19 protein-coding genes are annotated in these 20,071 nt (G+C 64.4%); 14 read left to right on the plus strand and 5 right to left on the minus strand.

Going from position 1 to position 20,071, the window contains the following annotated elements:
* Positions 1 to 96: 96 nt before the first annotated feature.
* Complete coding sequence (locus tag G3A50_RS02695) at positions 97 to 462, plus strand: FmdB family zinc ribbon protein (RefSeq protein ID WP_163073821.1); 366 nt, start codon at positions 97 to 99, stop codon at positions 460 to 462.
* A gap of 137 nt (positions 463 to 599) precedes the next feature.
* Here the strand turns inward: G3A50_RS02695 and ggt are convergent, their stop codons facing one another.
* The gene (gene ggt / locus G3A50_RS02700) at positions 600 to 2,354 is read right to left on the minus strand and encodes a gamma-glutamyltransferase (protein ID WP_163073822.1); all 1,755 of its coding nucleotides are present in this window, start codon (positions 2,352 to 2,354) and stop codon (positions 600 to 602) included.
* Between the two features lie 355 nt (positions 2,355 to 2,709).
* Between ggt and G3A50_RS02705 the strand changes: the two genes are divergently transcribed.
* Both G3A50_RS02705 and G3A50_RS02710 read left to right on the plus strand, forming a co-directional pair.
* On the plus strand, positions 2,710 to 3,183 hold the full coding sequence (locus G3A50_RS02705) for a YaiI/YqxD family protein (RefSeq protein WP_163073823.1): 474 nt from the start codon (positions 2,710 to 2,712) through the stop codon (positions 3,181 to 3,183).
* Positions 3,184 to 3,213: 30 nt separating this feature from the next.
* On the plus strand, positions 3,214 to 3,972 hold the full coding sequence (locus G3A50_RS02710) for a 3-keto-5-aminohexanoate cleavage protein (RefSeq protein ID WP_163073824.1): 759 nt from the start codon (positions 3,214 to 3,216) through the stop codon (positions 3,970 to 3,972).
* A 20-nt stretch (positions 3,973 to 3,992) separates the two neighbouring features.
* Here G3A50_RS02710 and ppc read toward each other — a convergent pair whose 3' ends face one another.
* Positions 3,993 to 6,791 carry a phosphoenolpyruvate carboxylase gene (gene ppc, locus G3A50_RS02715; RefSeq protein WP_163073825.1) on the minus strand — a complete coding sequence of 933 codons (2,799 nt, stop codon included), beginning with the start codon at positions 6,789 to 6,791 and terminating at the stop codon, positions 3,993 to 3,995.
* A gap of 349 nt (positions 6,792 to 7,140) precedes the next feature.
* Here ppc and G3A50_RS02720 point away from each other — a divergent pair, with 349 nt between their 5' ends.
* The 3 genes from G3A50_RS02720 to G3A50_RS02730 all read left to right on the plus strand — a co-directional run bounded on the left by G3A50_RS02720 (position 7,141) and on the right by G3A50_RS02730 (position 9,729).
* Positions 7,141 to 7,320 (plus strand): hypothetical protein, encoded by a 180-nt coding sequence (locus tag G3A50_RS02720; protein ID WP_163073826.1) that lies wholly within the window; start codon positions 7,141 to 7,143, stop codon positions 7,318 to 7,320.
* 191 nt (positions 7,321 to 7,511) lie between these two features.
* Positions 7,512 to 8,510 (plus strand): TIM44-like domain-containing protein, encoded by a 999-nt coding sequence (locus tag G3A50_RS02725; RefSeq protein ID WP_246252074.1) that lies wholly within the window; start codon positions 7,512 to 7,514, stop codon positions 8,508 to 8,510.
* A 109-nt stretch (positions 8,511 to 8,619) separates the two neighbouring features.
* On the plus strand, positions 8,620 to 9,729 hold the full coding sequence (locus G3A50_RS02730; protein WP_163073827.1) for a linear amide C-N hydrolase: 1,110 nt from the start codon (positions 8,620 to 8,622) through the stop codon (positions 9,727 to 9,729).
* 67 nt (positions 9,730 to 9,796) lie between these two features.
* Here G3A50_RS02730 and G3A50_RS02735 read toward each other — a convergent pair whose 3' ends face one another.
* The 3 genes from G3A50_RS02735 to G3A50_RS02745 all read right to left on the minus strand — a co-directional run bounded on the left by G3A50_RS02735 (position 9,797) and on the right by G3A50_RS02745 (position 13,805).
* Positions 9,797 to 10,213: a DUF805 domain-containing protein gene (locus G3A50_RS02735; protein ID WP_246252076.1), complete on the minus strand. Its 417-nt coding sequence runs from the start codon at positions 10,211 to 10,213 to the stop codon at positions 9,797 to 9,799.
* 262 nt (positions 10,214 to 10,475) lie between these two features.
* Entirely contained in the window at positions 10,476 to 13,049 is a 2,574-nt protein-coding gene (gene uvrB / locus G3A50_RS02740) for an excinuclease ABC subunit UvrB (protein WP_163073828.1), read from the minus strand.
* Positions 13,050 to 13,160: 111 nt separating this feature from the next.
* Positions 13,161 to 13,805 carry a hypothetical protein gene (locus G3A50_RS02745; RefSeq protein WP_163073829.1) on the minus strand — a complete coding sequence of 215 codons (645 nt, stop codon included), beginning with the start codon at positions 13,803 to 13,805 and terminating at the stop codon, positions 13,161 to 13,163.
* Positions 13,806 to 14,208: 403 nt separating this feature from the next.
* Between G3A50_RS02745 and G3A50_RS02750 the strand changes: the two genes are divergently transcribed.
* The 8 genes from G3A50_RS02750 (at position 14,209) to G3A50_RS02785 (ending at position 19,993) form a co-directional block, all read left to right on the plus strand.
* On the plus strand, positions 14,209 to 14,895 hold the full coding sequence (locus G3A50_RS02750; RefSeq protein ID WP_163073830.1) for a cysteine hydrolase family protein: 687 nt from the start codon (positions 14,209 to 14,211) through the stop codon (positions 14,893 to 14,895).
* Between the two features lie 109 nt (positions 14,896 to 15,004).
* A complete protein-coding gene (locus tag G3A50_RS02755; protein WP_163073831.1) occupies positions 15,005 to 16,618 on the plus strand; it encodes a regulator in 1,614 nt (537 codons plus the stop codon).
* Positions 16,619 to 16,749: 131 nt separating this feature from the next.
* On the plus strand, positions 16,750 to 17,103 hold the full coding sequence (locus tag G3A50_RS02760; protein ID WP_163073832.1) for a cupin domain-containing protein: 354 nt from the start codon (positions 16,750 to 16,752) through the stop codon (positions 17,101 to 17,103).
* Between the two features lie 39 nt (positions 17,104 to 17,142).
* Positions 17,143 to 17,454, plus strand: coding sequence for a hypothetical protein (locus tag G3A50_RS02765; RefSeq protein ID WP_163073833.1), 312 nt, complete (start codon positions 17,143 to 17,145; stop codon positions 17,452 to 17,454).
* A 122-nt stretch (positions 17,455 to 17,576) separates the two neighbouring features.
* Complete coding sequence (locus G3A50_RS02770) at positions 17,577 to 18,113, plus strand: hypothetical protein (protein WP_210255207.1); 537 nt, start codon at positions 17,577 to 17,579, stop codon at positions 18,111 to 18,113.
* Positions 18,110 to 18,772 carry a ribonuclease T2 family protein gene (locus tag G3A50_RS02775; protein WP_246252081.1) on the plus strand — a complete coding sequence of 221 codons (663 nt, stop codon included), beginning with the start codon at positions 18,110 to 18,112 and terminating at the stop codon, positions 18,770 to 18,772. Before G3A50_RS02770 ends, G3A50_RS02775 begins: the two co-directional genes overlap by 4 nt.
* Before the next feature lie 19 nt (positions 18,773 to 18,791).
* Complete coding sequence (locus G3A50_RS02780) at positions 18,792 to 19,664, plus strand: 23S rRNA (adenine(2030)-N(6))-methyltransferase RlmJ (RefSeq protein ID WP_163073836.1); 873 nt, start codon at positions 18,792 to 18,794, stop codon at positions 19,662 to 19,664.
* A gap of 113 nt (positions 19,665 to 19,777) precedes the next feature.
* Complete coding sequence (locus G3A50_RS02785; protein WP_163073837.1) at positions 19,778 to 19,993, plus strand: cold-shock protein; 216 nt, start codon at positions 19,778 to 19,780, stop codon at positions 19,991 to 19,993.
* The last annotated feature ends 78 nt before the right edge of the window (positions 19,994 to 20,071 follow it).

Consider the following 20,071-nt stretch of genomic DNA (forward strand, 5'->3'; position numbering starts at 1 on the left):
TGCCGCGCATCGCCCCATCTGTCACGGGAATTCGGAGAGCCATGGCGACATCGCTCTCCTCTTCCTGCTTCGAGGAAACGCCCAAGGAACCGGCCGATGCCCGTTTACGAGTATCTTTGCGACGAATGCGGCGACTTCACCGCGCTGCGGCCGATGAGCGAGTATCAAGCGCCTCAGCCCTGCCCCGACTGCGGCGCGCAGGCCCCACGCGTGATGCTGACCGCGCCGCATTTCTCTTCCATGTCGCGTGAGCGGCTGGTCGCGCATTCGACCAATGAGAGCGCCAGCCATGCGCCATTGAATGTGGATCAGTACAAGGATAAGCAGGACCGCGCCCGCCACCGAGCCGGCTGTTCCTGCTGCTCCGGCATGAAGAGCCGGACCAAGAAATCGAAGACCGCGACCAGCCCGAACGGGGCCAAGAGCTTCCCCTCTGCCCGTCCCTGGATGATCAGCCACTAGGGCCCACGCGGCGCTCTGTCGTGCGCAGGAGCCCATCGGGTGAGCGCCGGTTCGCCCGATGGGCTCATTGCTTTTGTCTCAAACCACTGTCCCTGCGCCATCCATCCGCACCTTGCGCGACGACAACCGGGCCTCCCTCACTCGCCGATGGCGACGCCCTCGCGGCGCGGATCCGCGGCGCCGGAGAGCCCTTCGGGACCAATCGCCACCGCCTGCACGCCCGATGTCATCGGTGCCGTCTTCACCTCGAAACCCAGCTGTCGCATCTCGGGTTCCAGCGACATCGCCGTGCTTCCTTGCTCGATCTCTACCGCATCGAAGCGCGCCAGCATGTTCGGTGCGGCGATCGCCTCGGCGAGCGGCATGCCCCAGTCGAGATGCGCAATCAGTGTCTTTGCCACATAGCCGATGATCTGACTGCCACCGGGTGAGCCAAGCGCAAGAACGGGCTTTCCATCCTTCAGGACAATGGTCGGCGTCATGGAAGAGCGCGGTCGCTTTCCGGGCTCCACCCTGTTGGCAACCGGCACACCGTTCCTTTGCGAGCGAAAGGAAAAGTCCGTCAGCTCGTTATTGAGCAGGAAACCGCCGACCATCAGCCGCGAGCCGAACCCTGCCTCGATTGTGGAGGTCATGGAGACCACATTGCCGTCGGCATCCACAAGGGTGATCTGCGTCGTCGAGGGCAGCTCCGGCGCGTCGCCATCCGCACGGCCGGGCGCCGCCATCGCATGGTCCCAGGTAGGACTGCCCGCGACGACCTCCGGCAGGGCGTCATCGCCGGCCAGAAGCTGCGCGCGCGTCGCCAGATAGTCGCGGGCGAGCAATCCCTTTGTCGGCATTGGCACATAATCGGAATCCGCCATGTAGCGCTCACGATCAGCGAAAGCGAGGCGCGAGGCGTCCGCGATCAGGCGCCATGCCTGCGGGGACTGGGGGCCGAGCGCCTTGAGATCATACGCATCCAAAATGCCCAGAATCTGGCCCAATGTGAGCGCGCCCGAACTTGGGGGACCCATGCCGCAGACATTGAACCCACGATAGGCGCCGCACACCGGGGCACGCTCCCTCACCTGATAATCACGAAGGTCGCCACGTGAAAGCAGGCCTGGATTGTCGCCCGAATGGACCGTGCGCACGATCTCATCAGCCAGCGCACCATCATAGAAGGCGTCGGTGCCGTCGCGGGCCAGCAGGCGCAGCGTGTCGGCATAGGCCGGGTTCTTGAGCAGAGTACCGCTCTTCAGCGGAGCGCCCTCCGAGTCCAGGAAATAGGCGCGCGCGGCCGCATTGCGCTTCAGCATCGCGACATCGCCGGCAATGAGTTCGGCCAGTCGCGGCGAGACGGCGAAACCCTTCTCCGCCAGCGCTATCGCCGGCTGCGCGAGTTGCTCCCAAGGCAGCTTTCCGTATCTGCGGTGCACCGTCTCAAGAAGCCTCGGCGTGCCCGGCGCGCCAACCGACCGACCACCGACCACCGCCTCCATGAATGCCAGAGGCTGGCCATTTTCAGTCTGGAACAGCGTCGGCGTCGCCGCTCGAGGGGCCGTCTCGCGGCCGTCAAATGTCGTAAGCGCCTGTCTCTCGGCATCCCAGAAGACCAGAAATGCCCCTCCGCCGAGGCCGGAGGACTGCGGCTCGACCAGCCCCAGCACAAGCTGGGTGGCAACCAGAGCGTCAATCGCGTTCCCTCCGCGCCGCAACGCGGCGGCGCCGGCTTCCGCGGCAAGTGGATTTGCTGCCGTCACCATCCAGTGTTTGCTGGTAGCCGCCTTCTGGCCGGCGACGGGTGCGCTCGCCGCTTCCGGCGCCTGTGCGTCCGAACTTTGCTGCGCCTGAAGCGGCGTTGCCAAAAGCACTGACGCGACCAACCACGACCATTTCCACCACATCGCCTGATCTGCCCCCCGTGAACGCGCACCGAAGATTGCGCACCGTAACGCGAAGTGAACATCGAATTCGATCCCGAAGGCACCACGAGGAGATGACGAGGGCGCGAATCAGGGTAAGCTTCAGTTGTCGTTAACAATCGAAAGGAGGTGATCCAGTGTCTGATCGTCTTGATCCGCGGTCGTCGGAGAACGTGACCTGGACTCTTGCCTCTTGCGAGGTCCGTGCCGCGTGAAGCGACACTTCGCGCCGGCTGATCGGCGCTCACCGGGCCGGACCGCGGTCTGACATGGGAAGGGCTGCCTGCAAGGGCAGCCCTTCTTTCTTGGAAAAACCATGCAAGGCACCGACATAAACTTGGCGAAACCAATTCTCATCTATATCGATGCCGATGCCTGCCCGGTGAAGGACGAAACCTATCGCGTGGCGGCCCGCCATCGCATCAAGGTATTTCTCGTTTCCAACAGCCATATCGCCATCCCTCGCGATGCCGAGGTGGAGCGCGTCATCGTACCAGCAGGGCTCGACGTCGCCGACGACTGGATCGCGGAACGCGTCGAGGAAGGCGATCTGGTCATTACGGCAGACGTACCGCTCGCGGCGCGGGTGGTGGCCAAGGGCGCAGAGGCCATCGGGCCTACCGGCAAGCCTTTCACGGCGTCCTCGATCGGACTGCAGCTCGCCACGCGCAACCTTATGCAGGACCTGCGCGAAGCCGGCGAGGTAACCCGTGGGCCCCGTCCCTTTTCAGCCCGCGACCGCTCGGAATTTCTCCAGGCGCTGGACCGCGCCGTAAATAGGCTGAAACGAAAAGGCTTCCTGGCGGGTTGAACCAAACAGTCCTCGCACAAGGAGATCACCATGCTGCAGGCTTGCCTCAACGGTTCGCGGATGCGCGACTTTCATCCACACACACCTCTCAAGGTGACCGACCTCGCGGCCGATGCAGCCGCCGTCATCGCAGCCGGCGCCAATGAGCTTCATATTCATCCACGCGACACGGACGGGGCCGAGACGCTTGATCCCGACGTCGTGGCCGCGACGCTGGAGGCGATCCGCGCCCGCGCGCCGGGAACGCCCATCGGCCTGTCCACCCATTCGCGCATTGCGGCGGGCGCGGAGCGGCTGGACGCGATGGCGCGCTGGACCGTTTTGCCCGATTACGTTTCGGTGAACCTGATCGAGCCCGAGGCCCCGGAGATCATACGCCTCGCCTTCTCGCGCGGCATCGGCGTGGAAGCGGGGCTGTGGTCGGCCGATGATGCCGAGCGCTTCGTCGCCCTGCCGGAGGCCCGTCAGGTCCTGCGCATTCTTATTGAGATCAACGAGCAGGACGAGGCCGAGGGACTGGAGGCCGCTGTCGCCATCCGCAAGGTTCTGGCCCGCGCGAGCCTCGACGTCCCCATCCTCCAGCACGGACTCGACGCCACCATGTGGCCGCTTTACCAGGACGCGCTGATGCGCGGGCTGGATAGCCGGATCGGGCTCGAGGACGGCAAGTTCCTGCCCTCCGGCGAAGAGGCCCGGGACAACGCGGCCCTGATCAAGGCCGCGTTCGTAATGGCACGCGTGCCGCCGAACCTGGCGCCCGAAGCCACGCCGTCGATCGGGGGGCAATAGGCGCCCCCCGTCCAAAGGCCTCAACCCGAGTTGCGCAGGCCCGCCGAGATGCCATTGATGGTGAGCTGGATGCCCTGAAGCACCTTCTCGTCGGTGTCGTTGGCGCGATACTTCCGCAGCAGACCCACCTGAACGTGGTTCAGCGGGTCAATATAGGGAAAGCGAGCCCGGATCGATCGGTCGAGAAGCGGGTTGGAGCCCAGCAATTTCGGCTGCTCGGAAATCGCCAGCAACGCGTCGATCGCCGCCTGATGCTCCGAGCGGATGCGTCCGAAAATGCTCTCGCGCAGCTCCACATCCTCCACCAGTTGTGCGTAGCGCGAGGCAATGGCGATGGAACTCTTCGAGAGCACCATGTCCATGTTGGAGAGCTGCGTGCGGAAGAACGGCCACTCGCGGTACATCTCCTGGAGAAGACCGAGGCCATCGGGATGGGCCTCAAGCCACTGCCGCACAGCCGTGCCAAAACCGTACCAGCCGGGCAGCATCAAGCGGCACTGCGCCCAGGAAAACACCCAGGGAATCGCCCGCAGATCCTCGATCCGGCGCGTCTTCTTGCGTGAGGCGGGGCGCGAACCGATGTTCAGCGTCGCGATCTCGTTGATAACCGTGGATTCCCAGAAATAGTCCTCGAAGCGCGGGGTCTCGTAGACCAGCGCGCGATACGCGCGGAATGCCGCCTCCGACAGATCCTCCATCACGGTCAGATATTCGTCGCGCGGGGCCTTGGCGTCGCCCGAAAGCAGCGTCGCCTCCATCGTGGCGGCGGTGAGGATTTCGAGATTTCCGCGCCCGACCGCCGGATTCGAGTACTTGGAGGAGATGATCTCGCCCTGTTCGGTGATGCGGATCTGCCCCTGCACCGCCCCGCCGGGCTGGGCCAAGATAGCGTCGTAGCTCGGCCCGCCGCCACGGCCGACGGACCCCCCGCGGCCATGGAACAGGCGCAGGCGCACGCCGTGGCGTCTGAATACCTCGATCAGCTCGATCTCTGCCTTGTAGAGTTCCCACCCGGAGGTGACGAAACCACCATCCTTGTTGCTGTCAGAATAGCCGAGCATCACCTCCTGCTCGCCGCCGCGGCTATCGACCAACTTGCGGTATTCCGGCAGGCGGAACATCTGCTCCATCACCCTGGGCGCGCTGCGCAGATCCTCGATGGTCTCGAACAGCGGCACGATATTCACCGCCGACGAACCCGCCGGATCGACAAGGCCGACTTCCTTCAGCAGCAGCGCCAGCTCCAGCATGTCGGACACGCCTTCAGCCTTGGAAATGATGCAGGTCTGGATGGCGTCGGGCCCGTACGTTTTGTGGATGCTCGCGCATGTGCGCAGCATTGCCAGTTCGCCGTCGGTCTCGTCTGAATAGGCCGTGAAGGGCGAGGTGAGAGGACGCGCCGTGGTCAGCTCGCGCAGCAGCAGCGCAACGCGTGTGCCCTCGGGAAGCTCCCTGTAGTTCGTGCCCGGCGCCGCCACTTCGAACAGCTCGGCGACGCAACGCTCGTGCACATCCGAATTCTGGCGCGAATCGAGAATGGCGAGGTGAAATCCGAAGCAGTCCACCGCGCGGCGCAGCGCCCTCAGCTTGCCGCGGGCGATGGCCGCTGAGCCATGCGCCTTCAGCGAAGCATCGATCACATCGAGATCGGCCAGAAGCTCGGCCGCCGACAGATAGGGCGCGACATCCGGCTTGTCGGTGACACCGGCGAGCGGTGCCACGTCCAACCGGAATGCCGTGGCCCGCAGCCGCGCGGCAATGGCGCCCGCAGCCAGCCGGTAGGGCTCGTTGCGCCGGTGCGGCGAGCTTTCGCCGGGCGACTTGTCGATCAGCGCCATCAACTCGTCCGACACCGTCACCCGAATGGTGCTGATGGACAGTTCGGCTCCGAGTTCATGCAACTCACTCAGATAGAAGCTCACGGCGAGCGCGCTCTGCATGCGCATGGTCTCACGCGTGACATCGGCGGTGACGAAGGGATTGCCGTCGCGATCGCCGCCAATCCAGCTCCCGACACGGAAGAAGGAGGCCACCTCCGGCCGGCCGGGTTCAACCTCGCCTTCCATGGCCCTGAGCTGGTCTTCAAGTGCGCCGTAAAGCGTCGGGAGCTGCCTCAGGAAGGTGTAGTCGTAATAGGCCAGCCCGTTTGCAACCTCATCGAGCACCGTCAGCTTGGTCTTGCGTAGCAGATTGGTCTGCCACAGCGTCAGGACACGCCGGCGCAGCTCTTCGGCCGCGAGGCTCTGCTCCTCGGGCGTCGGCTCGATGCGGGCGCGCTCGGCCAAAAGCTCAGCGATCCGCATTTCATGCGTGAGCGTTGAACGTCGGCGCACCTCGGTCGGGTGCGCGGTCAGAACGGGGCTTGCCAGCGCGGTTGCGAAGAACTTGCGCAGTTCACCCACCGAAATGCCCGCGTCGCGCGCGCGCTCCAGCGCCGCGGCAACAGTGGCCGGCCCGCCCCCCCGCCCGCTTGCGGCCGAGGCGCGCATCCGGCGGATGACGTTCTGATCCTCCGCGATGTTGGCGAGATGCGAGAAGTAGCTGAAGGCCCGCACGATGCTGATGGTGTCGTCGGCGCCGAGATCGCTGAGCATGGCTTCCAGCTCGTGCCGCGCGCCCTCGTCTTCCTCGCGGTGGAAGCGGGTGGAGACACGGCGGATGTTCTCCACCAGATCGAAGATCGCCTCACCTTCCTGGTCGCGCAGCGTGTCGCCGAGCACACGGCCCAGCATGCGGATGTCGTCACGCAAGGAGAGATCGAGCTCACCGTCCGGATCAATCTCGGCATCGGAAAGGGCGATGGTGAGGGCAACGGACATGGCGATACTCCCTTAGACGTCGTGCACTTAGCAATTAGCATGCCGGTCATGACAACCGGCAGTACGCCTGTTTTCCCGACGCGAATAGGTGTCGGGATGCGGTGCGGCGTTCCAGCCACAGCCGTGGTTTCTCGCATGCCACGATCATCGCTGCCCTATGTCTGCCTCGATTGTGAAGGAAATCCACACCCATATGATCGAAACCCTGAGCAGGGGCTCAGTGTTAATCGTTCATAACCCAGTTCGTGGAAAGATCAGCGTCGGCAGATGACGGCGTTTGAAATAGCAGGAAACCGGTCCCCGACCGGCATGTAGGCAGATGCGTACGCGTAATAGGAAGGACGTTGAAATGCCCCCCGTCTTGAACCGCGCCGAGGGTCAGGCCCCCGCCGCGCTTCGTCAGGCAAAGGCCCCGCTCTCGGTTGACCCGCGCCAGTCCGCCAGCTCCATCGAAAAGAAGGCTGCCGCCGCAGCCGCCAACGCCCCGGTCGGGTCGATTGCCGCGATCGAATCCCTGCTCGGCTTCTGATTAGCCTCAGGTGATGGCGAGCGTCCGGGCGCGGGCATAGGCGTGCCCTTTTGCGACCGACCTCGCGTGCTTGTGCTGAGTGGCGCTGTGATTGCGCCCCGGCAGAGGGTGACAAAGCCTGCCCTGCGCCCCATATGGATGACGTAACGGCATACGCCGTCATCCGTTTTGAGTAAGGAAGAGGTTTGCCCGTGCGTTACTCGCGACTGAGCCCCGTCGCCCTGCGTCTTGCGCTGGCGTCCGTTATCGTCGCCGCCGGAATGGTCGTGGCGAGCGATTTCGCCGAGGCGCGTCTTGGCCGAAGCGGTAGTTTCGGCAGCCGTGGCGCACGGACCTGGTCGACCCCGGCTCCGACGCCCACCGCCCCCAGCGCCCAGTCGATGCAGCGCTCGGTCACGCCGCAGAGTCAGATGGGACAGACCGCTGCCCGCACGACATCCGCGCGCACCGGTGGCCTGTTCAATCGTAGCGGCTTCATGGGCGGCCTTATGGGCGGACTGCTCGGCGCCGGTCTCTTTGGCCTGCTCATGGGCTCGGGCTTCTTCTCCGGCCTTGGCAGCATGGCGGGCATCCTCGGCCTCCTGCTTCAGGTTGCCCTCATCTTCATCGTCGTGCGACTGGTCATGGGCTGGATGCGCTCACGCAATCAGCCATCCTATGCTGGCGGCGCACGGCCTGAGCCGATGCAGCGTTCCGCGCTCGGCGGCGGTTCGGAGACGGCCGAAACCCCTGAGACCACCGCAGCGCCGATGCGACCGGGCTTCGGCTCCGCTCCCCGCGGGCGTCCCTTGAAACTCGAGAGTGGCGATTTCGACAGCTTCGAACGGCTGCTTGGCGAGGTTCAGGGTGCCTATAGCCGACAGGACCGCGCGGCGCTGGCCCAGCTCATGACACCCGAGATGATGGGCTATATCGGTGAGGAGCTCGACGACCTCGCGCGCAATGGCTGGGAAAACCGCCTTGCCGATGTGAAGCTGCTTCAGGGTGACCTTTCGGAGGCCTGGAGCGAAGGCGCCAGCGAGTTTGCCACGGTTGCCATGCGCTATGAGCTCAAGGATTTCGTCGTCGAGACCGCCACCGGCCGCGTTGTCCAGGGAGACCCCGAGCGCCTGGGACAGGCGACCGAATTCTGGACGTTCACGCGCAGTTCCGGCGGCGAGTGGAAGCTCAGCGCCATCCAGCAGGTGTGAGTAACGCCCCCTTCCGAGCGCCGACATGATATCGATCATCGGCCGGTAGGACTTTTCGTGCAGTCATCGACGGCGCGGAAGCCCTATCAACGGCGCAAGGAGGAAAGCGATGACGAAAAGAACGATCCGCAGGATCCTTACAACATTCACAGCCGCCGCGATCGCGGCGGCTCCTGTTGCAGCCAACGCCTGCACCTCTTTCGTTCTGGCAGCGAAGGACGGCTCTTATGTCTATGGCCGGACGATGGAATTCAGCTTGCCGATGCGCTCGGAGCTGATGGTCATCCCTCGCGGCTATGCGATCACCGGCACCGGTCCGGACGGCACGGCAGGCGCGGGCCTCGCCTGGAAGTCCAAATATGGAGCCGCCGGCGCCAATGCGCTCGGCCTGAAGATTCTCGTCGACGGCATGAATGAAAAGGGCCTCGCCGGCGGCATGCTCTACCTGCCGAACATCGCCGAGTTCCAGGACGTGGCACCCGACGAGGCGAAGAACTCGATCGCCTCGGTCGAACTGCTCACTTGGATCCTGACCAACTTCGCCACCGTCGACGAAGTCCGGGAGAACCTTCCCAAGATCAAGGTGAACAAGGCGCCGCAGGAAACCTTCAAGATGCCCGTGCCGGTGCATGTCACCCTGCACGACATGAACGGCAAGAGCCTGGTTATCGAGTATGTCGGTGGCAAGCTGAACATGTACGACAACCCGGTCGGCACCCTCACCAACGCCCCGGAATTCCCCTGGCATCTGGCGAATCTCGGCCAGTACGGCAATCTGTCGACCAACGAGCCCCCGGTCCGCGAAATTGGCGGCGTGAGCTTCGCCGAGCCGTCCACGGGCGCCGGCATGCACGGCATTCCCGGCGACTTCCTGTCCCCGTCGCGCTTCATCCGCGCGACCCTGTTCGCTGACAGCCTACCGCCTCTCGACACCGGGCTCGACGCCATGGACGCCGCACGGCACATCCTGAACAATTTCGACATTCCCCCGGGCGCGATCCGCACCGCGGCCGGCTCCAATGTCGGCGGCGGTGTCGCCGGTTGGGAAACCACAGAATGGTCGGTCGTGGCCGACATGAAAAAGGGCGTCTACGCGATCTGGGATTACAAGAATCCCAATCCGCGCGCGCTCATCTTCTCCGAGCTGAACTTCGACGCCAAGGACATCAAGCTGATGTCACTCCAGGTGAAGCCGGACTTCGTCAATCTGTCGAAGTAAACGCTTCGAGCCATCGCGCGCCACACACCGCGCGTGATGGCTCCAGAGCCTTGTCCGGCAACGCCTGCTAGACAGGGCGACGGTCGAGCGGGTCCGAACCGTAACGGTTCGGGCCTTCATCGCCCCGGACCATGAACCAGAAGAAAATGACGATAGCGCCGATTCCGGTGAACGTCAGCAACAGCCACCAGCCCGTGCGCCCCATGTCATGGAAACGCCGCGCGCCAACCGCGATGGTCGGCAGCAGCATGGCGAGGCCGGCAAGGCTCGTGATGGGCGTGAACGCGTGCATGTCGCCATAGTCGGCGAACGACATTCCGCCGAAAAGCGCGCTGTCGATGATACCGGCCGCCGCCTGCACCAGAATGGTGAACAGGACCCACCACCAGTACTCGGAGCGCGGCGCGCGGCCACTGAAGGTGGCGTATTTTCCGACAACACGCGAGATCGACTCGCCGAATTCCAGTCTCTGACCGTAGCTCATGACCACCCTGCCCGACTCCCTGCGATGGTTAGATGTTACGTCAGGTGACCACATATTCACAGATGCACACCCAAGCGCCGTGCAGCGATCCCTGGTCGGATGGGAGGCCAGACGTCGGAACGCGGCGAAGCAATTCCGGCCGGCGCATCTTTCGGCGTGATCATGGCGGAAGCTACACCTGCGCGCCTGCAGAGAGGAGTGCCCCTAAAAGGGTCTCCAGGTCGCGTAAAGAGCACGCACCGAAGCAATCCGCGAGAACACTCTAACGCTTGCGGCGCCCGCCCTTGCGATGCCCCTTGGTCATCGGGTCCGGTCGTTCCGGGCGCGTCCAGCCCTCCGGTCCCAGCGGCTCCACGCGATCGGTCCCCGGCCCCATGTCGTCCAGCGACGGCCGAACAAGGCGAGAGCCGGAACCACTCGGGTCGTAGACCGCCTGCGCCTCATCCGCCCGCGCGGACGCGCCGGATGAGACGTGGCCCGGCGAGGAGCGCGGGCCCACTCGCCCGGCCTTGCCCTTCTTCTCCGGCATGTTGGCCGAGCGGCCGTATTTGCGCTCGCCGCGATAGCCGCCCGTTCGGTCGTCCACGCTGTCCTGGCGCGTCATCGGATCATCGGAGATGGCGAGTTCGGTCGCCTGCAACCGCTTGACCTCGTCGCGCAGCCGCGCAGCCTGTTCGAAGTCGAGATCGGCGGCGGCGGCGCGCATGCGCTTCTCGAGGTCGGCGATCACCGTGCCGAGATTGTTGCCATAGGTCGCCGCCCCTTCGGCGAGACCGGAATCCACCGTCACGTGGTCGCGTTCATAGACGCTCTCGAGAATGTCGCCGATCGCCTTCTTCACACTCTCCGGCGTGATGCCGTGCGCGGTGTTCCACTCGACCTGCTTGGCGCGGCGGCGCTCGGTTTCCGCCATCGCCCGTTCCATCGAGCCGGTGATGTTGTCGGCGTAGAGCACCACCCGGCCATCGACATTGCGCGCGGCGCGGCCGATGGTCTGGATGAGAGAGGTTTCAGAGCGCAGGAAGCCTTCCTTGTCGGCATCGAGAATGGCGACAAGGCCGCATTCGGGTATGTCGAGCCCCTCGCGCAGCAGATTGATGCCAATCAGTACGTCGAAGGCCCCCAACCGCAGATCACGGATGATCTCGATGCGCTCGATGGTGTCGATGTCCGAGTGCATGTAGCGCACGCGGATGCCATTCTCGTGGAGATATTCCGTCAGGTCCTCGGCCATCCGCTTGGTCAGCACCGTGACCAGAGTGCGATAGCCCTGCGCGGCGGTGGCGCGGACCTCACCGAGCAGGTCGTCGACCTGAGTGCGCGCCGGGCGCACCTCGATCTCGGGATCGACAAGGCCGGTAGGCCGGATCACCTGTTCGACGAACACACCGGCGGTGCGTTCCATCTCCCATTTGCCGGGCGTCGCGGAGACATGAACCGTCTGCGGGCGCATCGCCTCCCATTCCTCGAAGCGCAGCGGCCGGTTGTCCATGCAGCTCGGCAGGCGGAAGCCATACTCCGCCAGCGTCGCCTTGCGGCGGAAGTCGCCGCGATACATCGCGCCGATCTGCGGGATCGTCACATGGCTCTCGTCGCAGAAAATCAGCGCATTGTCGGGCACATACTCGAAAAGCGTCGGCGGCGGCTCGCCCGGCTGGCGCCCGGTGAGCCAGCGCGAATAGTTCTCGATGCCGGCACAGCTGCCCGTCGCCTCCATCATCTCAAGGTCGAAGGTGCAGCGCTGCTCCAGCCGCTGGGCTTCGAGGTAGCGGCCCATCGCGTTGAGCTCGTCGAGCCGGTGCTTCAGCTCGGCCTTGATGCCCTGCGTAGCCTGGATGAGGGTCGGGCGCGGCGTCACATAGTGCGAATTGGCGTAGAGCTTGATGAACTTCAGGTCCTGGGACTTCTGCCCGGTCAGCGGGTCAAATTCCTGGATGCTCTCGACCTCATCGCCGAACAGCGAGACGCGCCAGGCCCGATCCTCGTAATGGGCAGGGAAGATCTCGATCACGTCACCGCGCACGCGGAACGTGCCGCGCGCGAAGTCGCCCTGAATGCGCTTGTACTGCAGGGCAACGAGATCGGCGAGAAGCTGGCGCTGATCGATGCGCTCGCCAACCTCGACCTTGAAGGTCATCGAGGCATAGGTCTCGACCGACCCGATACCGTAGATACAGGACACCGACGCCACGATGATGACGTCGTCGCGCTCCAGCAGCGAACGCGTCGCGGAGTGCCGCATGCGATCGATCTGCTCGTTGATCGACGATTCCTTCTCGATGAAGGTATCGGTGCGCGGCACATAGGCTTCCGGCTGGTAGTAGTCGTAATAAGAGACGAAATACTCCACCGCATTGTCGGGGAAGAAGCTCTTGAACTCGCCATAGAGCTGGGCGGCGAGCGTCTTGTTCGGGGCCAGCACCAGCGCCGGGCGCTGCAGCCGCTGGATGACGTTCGCCATGGTAAAGGTCTTGCCCGAGCCGGTGACGCCGAGCAGCACCTGGTCGCGCTCGCCCTGGCTGGCGGCTTCGACCAGTTCCTCGATTGCCTTCGGCTGGTCGCCATTGGGCGTGTAGTCCGACTTCAGTTCGAAACGGACGCCGCCTTCGGACTTTTCGGGCCGCGCCGGACGATGCGGCACCCACACCTGCTGGTCGACCTCGGCGCGACCGCTCTCGATCAGCGCCGACAGCGCGGCGACGGTGGCGGATGCACCCGATGTCGGCGCCACGCCGAGCTTTTCGGCGAGCGCGGGATCAAGGGTCGCGGATTGGGCGGGCTCGAACGCGCGCTGGGAGCGCTCCGCGAATCCGCCGGGACGTGCTGCTTTGGCCATTGCGGGAATATGGGGTCTCCCGGCGGCGGAGGGAAGGGTCCGGCAGCACGCGTCACCTTCCGAGCTGTGGCCCGTCCCCGGCTTGTCGGAAAGTGGCGCGGCCGCTCACGGTTACTGCGTCCGCAGGTTGCGGGGTAGCGGGACGATAGCGAACACCACCGCCTTGCCGTTCGCCTTGTCGCTTATCTCGTCGCGTAGTTTGGCTTCCAGCTTGGGTTGCAGCTTGCTGAGTTTAATGGAGACGTCTCCCTCCAAACCCGCACCCCGCTTGCGGCTCAGCATAAGATCGCCCGTGTAGACCGACTCGACCTGATAGACGGCGAACAGCCGGTCCACGTTGCTGAACCACCCCTTGCAATCCTTGCGGCGACGCAATGAGTCGAACACGGTCCGGGCATCGCTATGAGTGATGCCCGTCTTGGTCACATTGGCCAGCTTGAGATCGTAGTAGCTTGTGAGATCCGCCTTGAGGCCGGCAGAGACCAGCAGTGTCTTTATTCCTGAAAGTCCAGTGCTTCCGGAAAAACTATTGGTCACGTCAATGTCCGGCACACCAATGGGGTCGAGCAAAGGCACGCCGTGAATATCGAGCGACGTAAAGCACAACGGCTCGATCGCCAGAGGCTTGCTGAACTCTCGCGTCGGCTCCTCGCGGGCATAGTAAAGCGACCCGATCCGGACATTTTGTTGCGGCGGCTTGATCGCCCGCGCCTCAATCCAGGACGAGGGCACGGCACTCGCATCCGGAAGCCACATGCCCGTCCTTCCCTGGCAGCCCGCTAGAGCGAGCACGGACACCAACACGAACCCAACTGCGTAGCGCATTGTCACCCCCCAATGAATGGAAGCAATAGCGCTAATACAAAACTATAAGTTGTAAATTAAAGACAAAATACACTCAAAAATTGCGTATCGAAGACTTCCTCGTGTGGCGAGAAGCCCACTCTCCCGACTCCGCCGCCGCTGACAATTTTCACCCCTGGAATGAGCATTTGCTGAATTTTTCGTCACCATAAATAGCACCCGCAATCGAGACGCATTTCAAATTTCTACTATTTTTCTTATATTTATATAATATTAGGCTAATAAATGAGCAATGGCACGGCATATGCATGCATGATTGTATGCATTAGCGCGATCAGTCGCCCCGGAGCCGCCCATGCCCGAGTCTCTCCTGTCCGCCGAACCGACGCCGCTGGCCTTCGATCCGAATCGCACCGCGCTCGTCATCATCGACATGCAGCGCGACTTCCTGGAGCCCGGGGGGTTCGGCGAGACGCTTGGCAACGACGTTTCGCTGCTTCAGGCCGCCGTCGGCCCGTGCAAGGCGGCGCTTGCCGCGGCCCGCGCCGCGGGCATGCTGGTCATCCACACCCGCGAAGGCCATCGCCCCGATATGATGGATGCCCCGCCCGCCAAGGTGGAGCGCGGCGAGCCGACGACCCGCATCGGCTGCGCGGGACCGATGGGCCGCATCCTCATCCGTGGCGAGGCCGGCCACGACATCATCGCCGAGCTCCACCCGGCCGAGGGCGAACCCGTGCTCGACAAGCCGGGCAAGGGTGCCTTCTACCAGACCGACCTCGAGCTGATGCTCAAGAACAGAGGCATTGAAACGCTTCTGGTCTGCGGCGTGACGACGGAGGTGTGCGTCCACACCACCATCCGGGAGGGCAATGACCGCGGCTATCGCTGCGTCGCCCTCGCCGATTGCTGCGCGTCCTACTTTCCCGAGTTCCACCGCGTCGGTCTGGAGATGATCAAGGCGCAGGGCGGAATCTTCGGTTGGGTGTCTTCATCCTCAGCGCTCATCGCCGCGCTCGGCAACAAGATCCGAGCCGCCTGAGGACAAGATCCCGCGAGACCGGAGGCGACGCCATCCGCGCCGCCGCCCCGAAAAAGCGAGCCGTGCCTGCCGCCTGCGCGACCACGTTCTTTTCAAGGGGATGAGCTGCATGTCCACAAACGAGATGACACCGATTTCGCCCTCCCGCATCGGCATGCGTCCGACGCTGTGGACCCGGGGTGACTGGAATGCCCTGTTCGGCTTCGGCACGAACATCCTGGTCAACATGCTGGTGCTGACCGGCCTGCTTCAGTTCGTGCTGAAGATGCCATCGGAAATCGTATTCGGCCGCATCCTGCCGGCCGTCGGCCTGATGATGTTCCTATCGACCGCCTACTATGCCTGGCTCGGCTATCAGCTCGCCAAGAAGACCGGGCGCGATGATGTGTGCGCCCTGCCCTCGGGCATCAGCGTGCCGCACATGTTCGTTGTTACCTTCGTGATCATGCTGCCGATCGGTGCGGCGACCGGCGATCCGATCCAGGGCTGGGAGGCCGGCCTGGTCTGGGTGTTCTTCCAAAGCTTCATCCTGATGATCGGCGGTTTCGTCGCGCCTTACATCCGCCGGATCACGCCCCGCGCCGCCCTGCTCGGCACGCTGGCGGGTGTGTCGATCGCCTTCATCTCGATGCGCCCCGCCTTTGAGATCTTCACGACGCCGGTCATCGGTCTCACCTGTTTCGCCATCATCATGGTGAGCTGGTTCGGCGGGGTGAAGTACCCGAAAGGCATCCCCGCCGGCCTCGTCGCCATCGCGGTGGGCATGGCCATCGCCTGGGGCTCGAACCTGTTCGGCCTGAACTATGGCGGCATGAGCGTGGACAAGGTCGGCGGTGCTTTCTCCAGCTTTGGCTTCTCCGTGCCGCTTCCCGCGTTCGACCACGTCTTCCACGGCTTCAAGTATCTCGGCGTGATCCTCGTCACCGCCATTCCCTTCGGCATCTACGATCTCGTGGAGGCGATGGATAATGTCGAGAGCGCGGAAGCGGCCGGCGATCATTACCCCACCACTCGCGTACTCACCGCTGACGGCGTGGTCAGCCTGATCGGCTGCCTGATGGGCAACCCCTTCATCAATGCGGTCTATATCGGCCACCCCGGCTGGAAATCGATGGGCGGGCGCATCGGCTACTCCGCGGCCACCGGGCTCATGGTCATCGTGCTGTCGTGGTTCGGCATCATCGCGCTGCTGCTGGCGCTGATCCCGGTCGTGGCGATCTCGCCGATCCTGCTCTATATCGGCATGCTCATCGGCGCGCAGGCCTTCCAGACCACGCCGAGCCGCCACGCGCCGGCGGTCGTGCTCGCGCTCACACCGCATCTGGCGGCCTGGGCGAAGCTGCTCATCGACAATTCTCTGGGCATGGCCGGAACCTCGGCGGCGGCAATCGGCATGGAAAAGCTTGGCGCGGTCGGCGTGCTCTATCACGGGCTTGAGGTGATGGGCGGCGGCGCGATTCTCGTCGGGCTGGTGCTTGGTGCCATCGCCGTCTTCGTCATTGAACGCAAGTTCGAGCACGCCTCCGCCTTCGCGCTGGCCGGCGCGGTGCTCACCTTCTTCGGCTTCATGCATGGCGAGATGGTCGGCTTCGCGGTCACACCCGGCGTGTCGCTCGCCTATGTCATGGTTGCGGGCGTCCTTTTCGCTTGTTCCAAATATGCAGTGATCGAAAGCCTGCCGGCCGAATATCCTGAAGGCGCACACACCGCGGCCGCCGAATAGGGTTTCCGCTTCGGCCGGGGGGCCAACGAAGCGGCTTGAGACGGCGCGGTTCATCGCACAGGATGGCCGCGCCGTTTTTCGTTTTCACCGACGCTTGCGTTCAGGCGCGCCCCTTCCCAGTCGAGGCCCTCATGTCCCTTCTGCTCACCTTCGACCTTGAGACATTCGGCCCTCCCGAGGAGACCGTGCCACTACCCGAGCGTGTGGTGTCGGGCGACCCGCGCCATCTCACCTGGAACTTCGAGACGCTGCCGGATGGCACGCTGTTCGCCGGCATATGGGAATCCTCGCCCGGCGCCTGGCGGGTGGACTATGAGGAATGGGAGTTCTGCACGCTGACCTCTGGCGTCTCCATCCTTCATGAAGACGGCAAGGAACCGGTGACGCTGAAGACCGGCGACAGCTTCGTCATCCGCCCCGGTTTCACCGGTATTTGGGAAGTCGTGGAAACAACGCGTAAGATCTATGTGCTCCGCTTGATCTAGGAGGAACGGCGCAGCGCGCCACAATGCACGGGTGTCCGAATGCTCTACGCTCGCACATGCCTGGCCTACCCACGTCCCTTCAGCCACGCCGGCGTGGCCGCCGCCCTCCTGCTGCTCGCGTGTGGCAGCGCGGCGGCTGACTGCACCTGTCGCGCCGGTGGGCGGGACTACAATCTCGGCGAACGCATCTGCATCGCCGGCCCCTCCGGCCCGCGCGCAGCGGTGTGCGGGATGAACCAGAACGTATCGAGCTGGATCTTCGACCAGGAGCCGTGTCGCGTCTCGGCCCGCCCGGCATCACTGCGTCTGGCGGCGGATGGCGGGGCAATGGACGGCACGACGACGCACTGAACACATCGCGCCGATTTTGCACTGTGTGTGGCTCCCCCGTCCTTGACCGGTGGCGGGGTGGGATGCATCGTCCCGGCAACGTTTGAGAGAGGGCAGTCATGGGCAGGGATCGGAGCCGGAAATTGGGCGCCGCGACACGTTGGGCGACGGGACTGCTGGCAAGCGCGGCGCTGGTCGCGGCCACGGCCGGAACGGGGCACGCCGCCAGCTTCCTTGAGAAGAATTTCTGGCTCTCCGGCCCCGACTACAGCGGGAACGTGCCGGCCTGCGACACGCCCGCGGCGCTTTCGCGAATCCAGAAGCACTTCGCCGAAACCGAATCCCGGTTCTGGAACTCGTCTCTCACGATCGATTCCTTCGATCGCATCCACCAGATCGCCTTCCGTCCCTGGGGCGAGGAAAACGTGCCGCGCCGCTACTGCACGGCCGACGTTGTCGTCTCGGGCGCCACGACCGCAAAAACACCCGACGCCACCAGCCACTATGTCGGGGGCAAGGTCGGCAGCAATGTCGCCATGCATGGCGAGCGTCACAAGATCTTCTATTCGCTGATCGAGGACGGCGGGTTCCTGGGCTTCTCCTGGGGCGTTGAATGGTGCGTCGACGGGCTGGACCGCTCCTGGACCTACGCACCGAACTGCCGCATGGCGCTTCCGTGAGCCTTCTGACCGCGACGTGGCGCCTCGTCGCCGCGTCGCTGTCGTTGCTGGCTGTCCTTGCCAGCCCTGCCTGGCCTGCGGGCGAGCCGGGGCGCTTCGACCACTATGTGCTGACCCTTTCCTGGTCGCCGACCTATTGCGAAACCGCCGCGCAGGCCGATCCCGGCCAGTGCGACCGGGCGCGCCCCTTCGCATTCGTCGTTCATGGCCTGTGGCCGCAATATGAGCGTGGCTGGCCCGAATTCTGCCGCAAGCCGGCGCCTTTCGTTCCCGAACCCGTTCTGCGCGGCATGCTCGACATTATGCCCAGCCGTGGCCTGGTGCTTCACCAGTGGCGCAAGCACGGCACATGCTCGGGTCTCGATGCCAACGCCTATTTCGGAACCGTTCGTCGCGCCTTCGGTGAGGTGACGATCCCCCCGCAGTTCCGCCATCTTGATACCTATCGCTCCGTCTCGCCGGACGACGTGGAGGCTGCGTTTCGTGCCGCCAATCCCGGGCTCGCCGCGAATATGATCGCGGTGGACTGCGACGGGCGACGGCTGACCGAGGTGAAGATCTGCCTCGACCGCAGGCTGGACTTCGCGCCCTGCGCGGAGGTAGACCGGCGCGCCTGCCGCGCCTCGCGCATTGTCATGCCTCCGACCCGAGGCGGCTGAACCAGCCGGAACGCCACGGATGAACTACCGCCACGCCTTCCATGCCGGCAATTTCGCCGATGTCGTCAAGCACGTCGCGCTCGCGCGCATCCTTGCCTATCTCGGTCGCAAGGATGCGCCCTATCGCGTCATCGACATCCACGCCGGGGCGGGCCTCTACGACCTCGCCGGCGATGAGGCGGAACGCACCGGGGAGTGGCGCGGCGGCATCGGCGCCGTTCTTCAGGCCCAGTTCACGCCGCAAGTCACGGAACTACTGGCGCCCTGGATCGATGCGGTGCAGGCGGTGAACCGCGCGGGTGACGGCGCGGCCCACGGCGAGCCACTGCGATATTATCCCGGCTCGCCGCTCCTCGCGCAGGCACTGTCGCGCCCGCAGGACCGCCTGCTGTTCTGCGAAACGGTCCCGCCGGTCCGGGACGCCTTGAGCGAGGCGGTCGGCAAGGATGCCCGTGCCAAGGTGCTGGCCGTGGACGGGTGGCAGGCGCTCAATGCCTATCTGCCGCCCAAGGAACGGCGCGGGGTGGTGCTGATCGACCCGCCCTTCGAGGACGCCCGCGAATTTGCGCGCATGGCCGACGCTCTCATCGAGGCATATCGGCGCTGGGCCACGGGCATTTATGCGGTCTGGTATCCGATCAAGGACGTGCGCGCCGTTGATGCGTTCCGCCGTGAGATCGAGCGTGCCCGTATCCCCAAGACGCTGAACATCCAGTTCGACCTGCGCGCCGTGCGACAGGCGGACGCGCTTTCGGGCTGTGGCCTTCTCATCATCAACCCGCCCTTCACTCTGGTGGACGAGCTGCGACTGGCGCTGGGCGCGCTGGCGAAAGTGCTGGCCACCGACGGCGCCGGCCGCGTGCGCGTGGGCTGGCTTACGCCCGAGCGCTGAACAGCGCGCCTCCCCCTGGCCTCGCAGTCCGGCATCGGTCTTGCTTGATCAACGCCAGCTAGGAAATCCGGCGAGTGGTGTTTGACCCATTCGGGGATGAGGAGAGCAGGCGAATGGCAATGACGGGCACCGTCAAATTCTTCAACACCGAGAAGGGATATGGCTTCATCCGTCCGGATGACGGTGGCCGGGATGTTTTCGTACATGTGTCCGCCGTAACGCGGTCGGGCCTTGGCACGCTGACGGAAGGCCAGCGGGTGAGCTTTGAGGTCGAGCCGGACAAGCGCGGCAAGGGCCCCAAGGCCATCGACCTCGAACTGGCTGACTGATAAGCCTCGCGCGAAGCTGCGGCAGTCCGCCGTCGGCAGGCAGAGTGGCACGATCTTGCCGAGGCCTTGAGAGAGCTG

Origin of the sequence: Ancylobacter pratisalsi (assembly GCF_010669125.1) — a bacterium.
In the GTDB taxonomy this organism is placed as follows: Bacteria; Pseudomonadota; Alphaproteobacteria; order Rhizobiales; family Xanthobacteraceae; genus Ancylobacter; species Ancylobacter pratisalsi.

What these genes read in the sequence shown, in the direction of transcription:
- G3A50_RS02710 (WP_163073824.1), top strand. Translation starts at nt 3,214, where the DNA reads ATGCTGCAGGCTTGCCTCAACGGTTCGCGGATGCGCGACTTTCATCCA.
- G3A50_RS02780 (WP_163073836.1), top strand. Translation starts at nt 18,792, where the DNA reads ATGAACTACCGCCACGCCTTCCATGCCGGCAATTTCGCCGATGTCGTC.
- G3A50_RS02785 (WP_163073837.1), top strand. Translation starts at nt 19,778, where the DNA reads ATGGCAATGACGGGCACCGTCAAATTCTTCAACACCGAGAAGGGATAT.
- G3A50_RS02750 (WP_163073830.1), top strand. Translation starts at nt 14,209, where the DNA reads ATGCCCGAGTCTCTCCTGTCCGCCGAACCGACGCCGCTGGCCTTCGAT.
- G3A50_RS02755 (WP_163073831.1), top strand. Translation starts at nt 15,005, where the DNA reads ATGTCCACAAACGAGATGACACCGATTTCGCCCTCCCGCATCGGCATG.
- G3A50_RS02760 (WP_163073832.1), top strand. Translation starts at nt 16,750, where the DNA reads ATGTCCCTTCTGCTCACCTTCGACCTTGAGACATTCGGCCCTCCCGAG.
- G3A50_RS02765 (WP_163073833.1), top strand. Translation starts at nt 17,143, where the DNA reads ATGCTCTACGCTCGCACATGCCTGGCCTACCCACGTCCCTTCAGCCAC.
- uvrB (WP_163073828.1), bottom strand. Translation starts at nt 13,049, where the DNA reads ATGGCCAAAGCAGCACGTCCCGGCGGATTCGCGGAGCGCTCCCAGCGC.
- ggt (WP_163073822.1), bottom strand. Translation starts at nt 2,354, where the DNA reads ATGTGGTGGAAATGGTCGTGGTTGGTCGCGTCAGTGCTTTTGGCAACG.
- ppc (WP_163073825.1), bottom strand. Translation starts at nt 6,791, where the DNA reads ATGTCCGTTGCCCTCACCATCGCCCTTTCCGATGCCGAGATTGATCCG.
- G3A50_RS02745 (WP_163073829.1), bottom strand. Translation starts at nt 13,805, where the DNA reads ATGTGGCTTCCGGATGCGAGTGCCGTGCCCTCGTCCTGGATTGAGGCG.
- G3A50_RS02695 (WP_163073821.1), top strand. Translation starts at nt 97, where the DNA reads ATGCCCGTTTACGAGTATCTTTGCGACGAATGCGGCGACTTCACCGCG.
- G3A50_RS02720 (WP_163073826.1), top strand. Translation starts at nt 7,141, where the DNA reads ATGCCCCCCGTCTTGAACCGCGCCGAGGGTCAGGCCCCCGCCGCGCTT.
- G3A50_RS02730 (WP_163073827.1), top strand. Translation starts at nt 8,620, where the DNA reads ATGACGAAAAGAACGATCCGCAGGATCCTTACAACATTCACAGCCGCC.
- G3A50_RS02735 (WP_246252076.1), bottom strand. Translation starts at nt 10,213, where the DNA reads ATGAGCTACGGTCAGAGACTGGAATTCGGCGAGTCGATCTCGCGTGTT.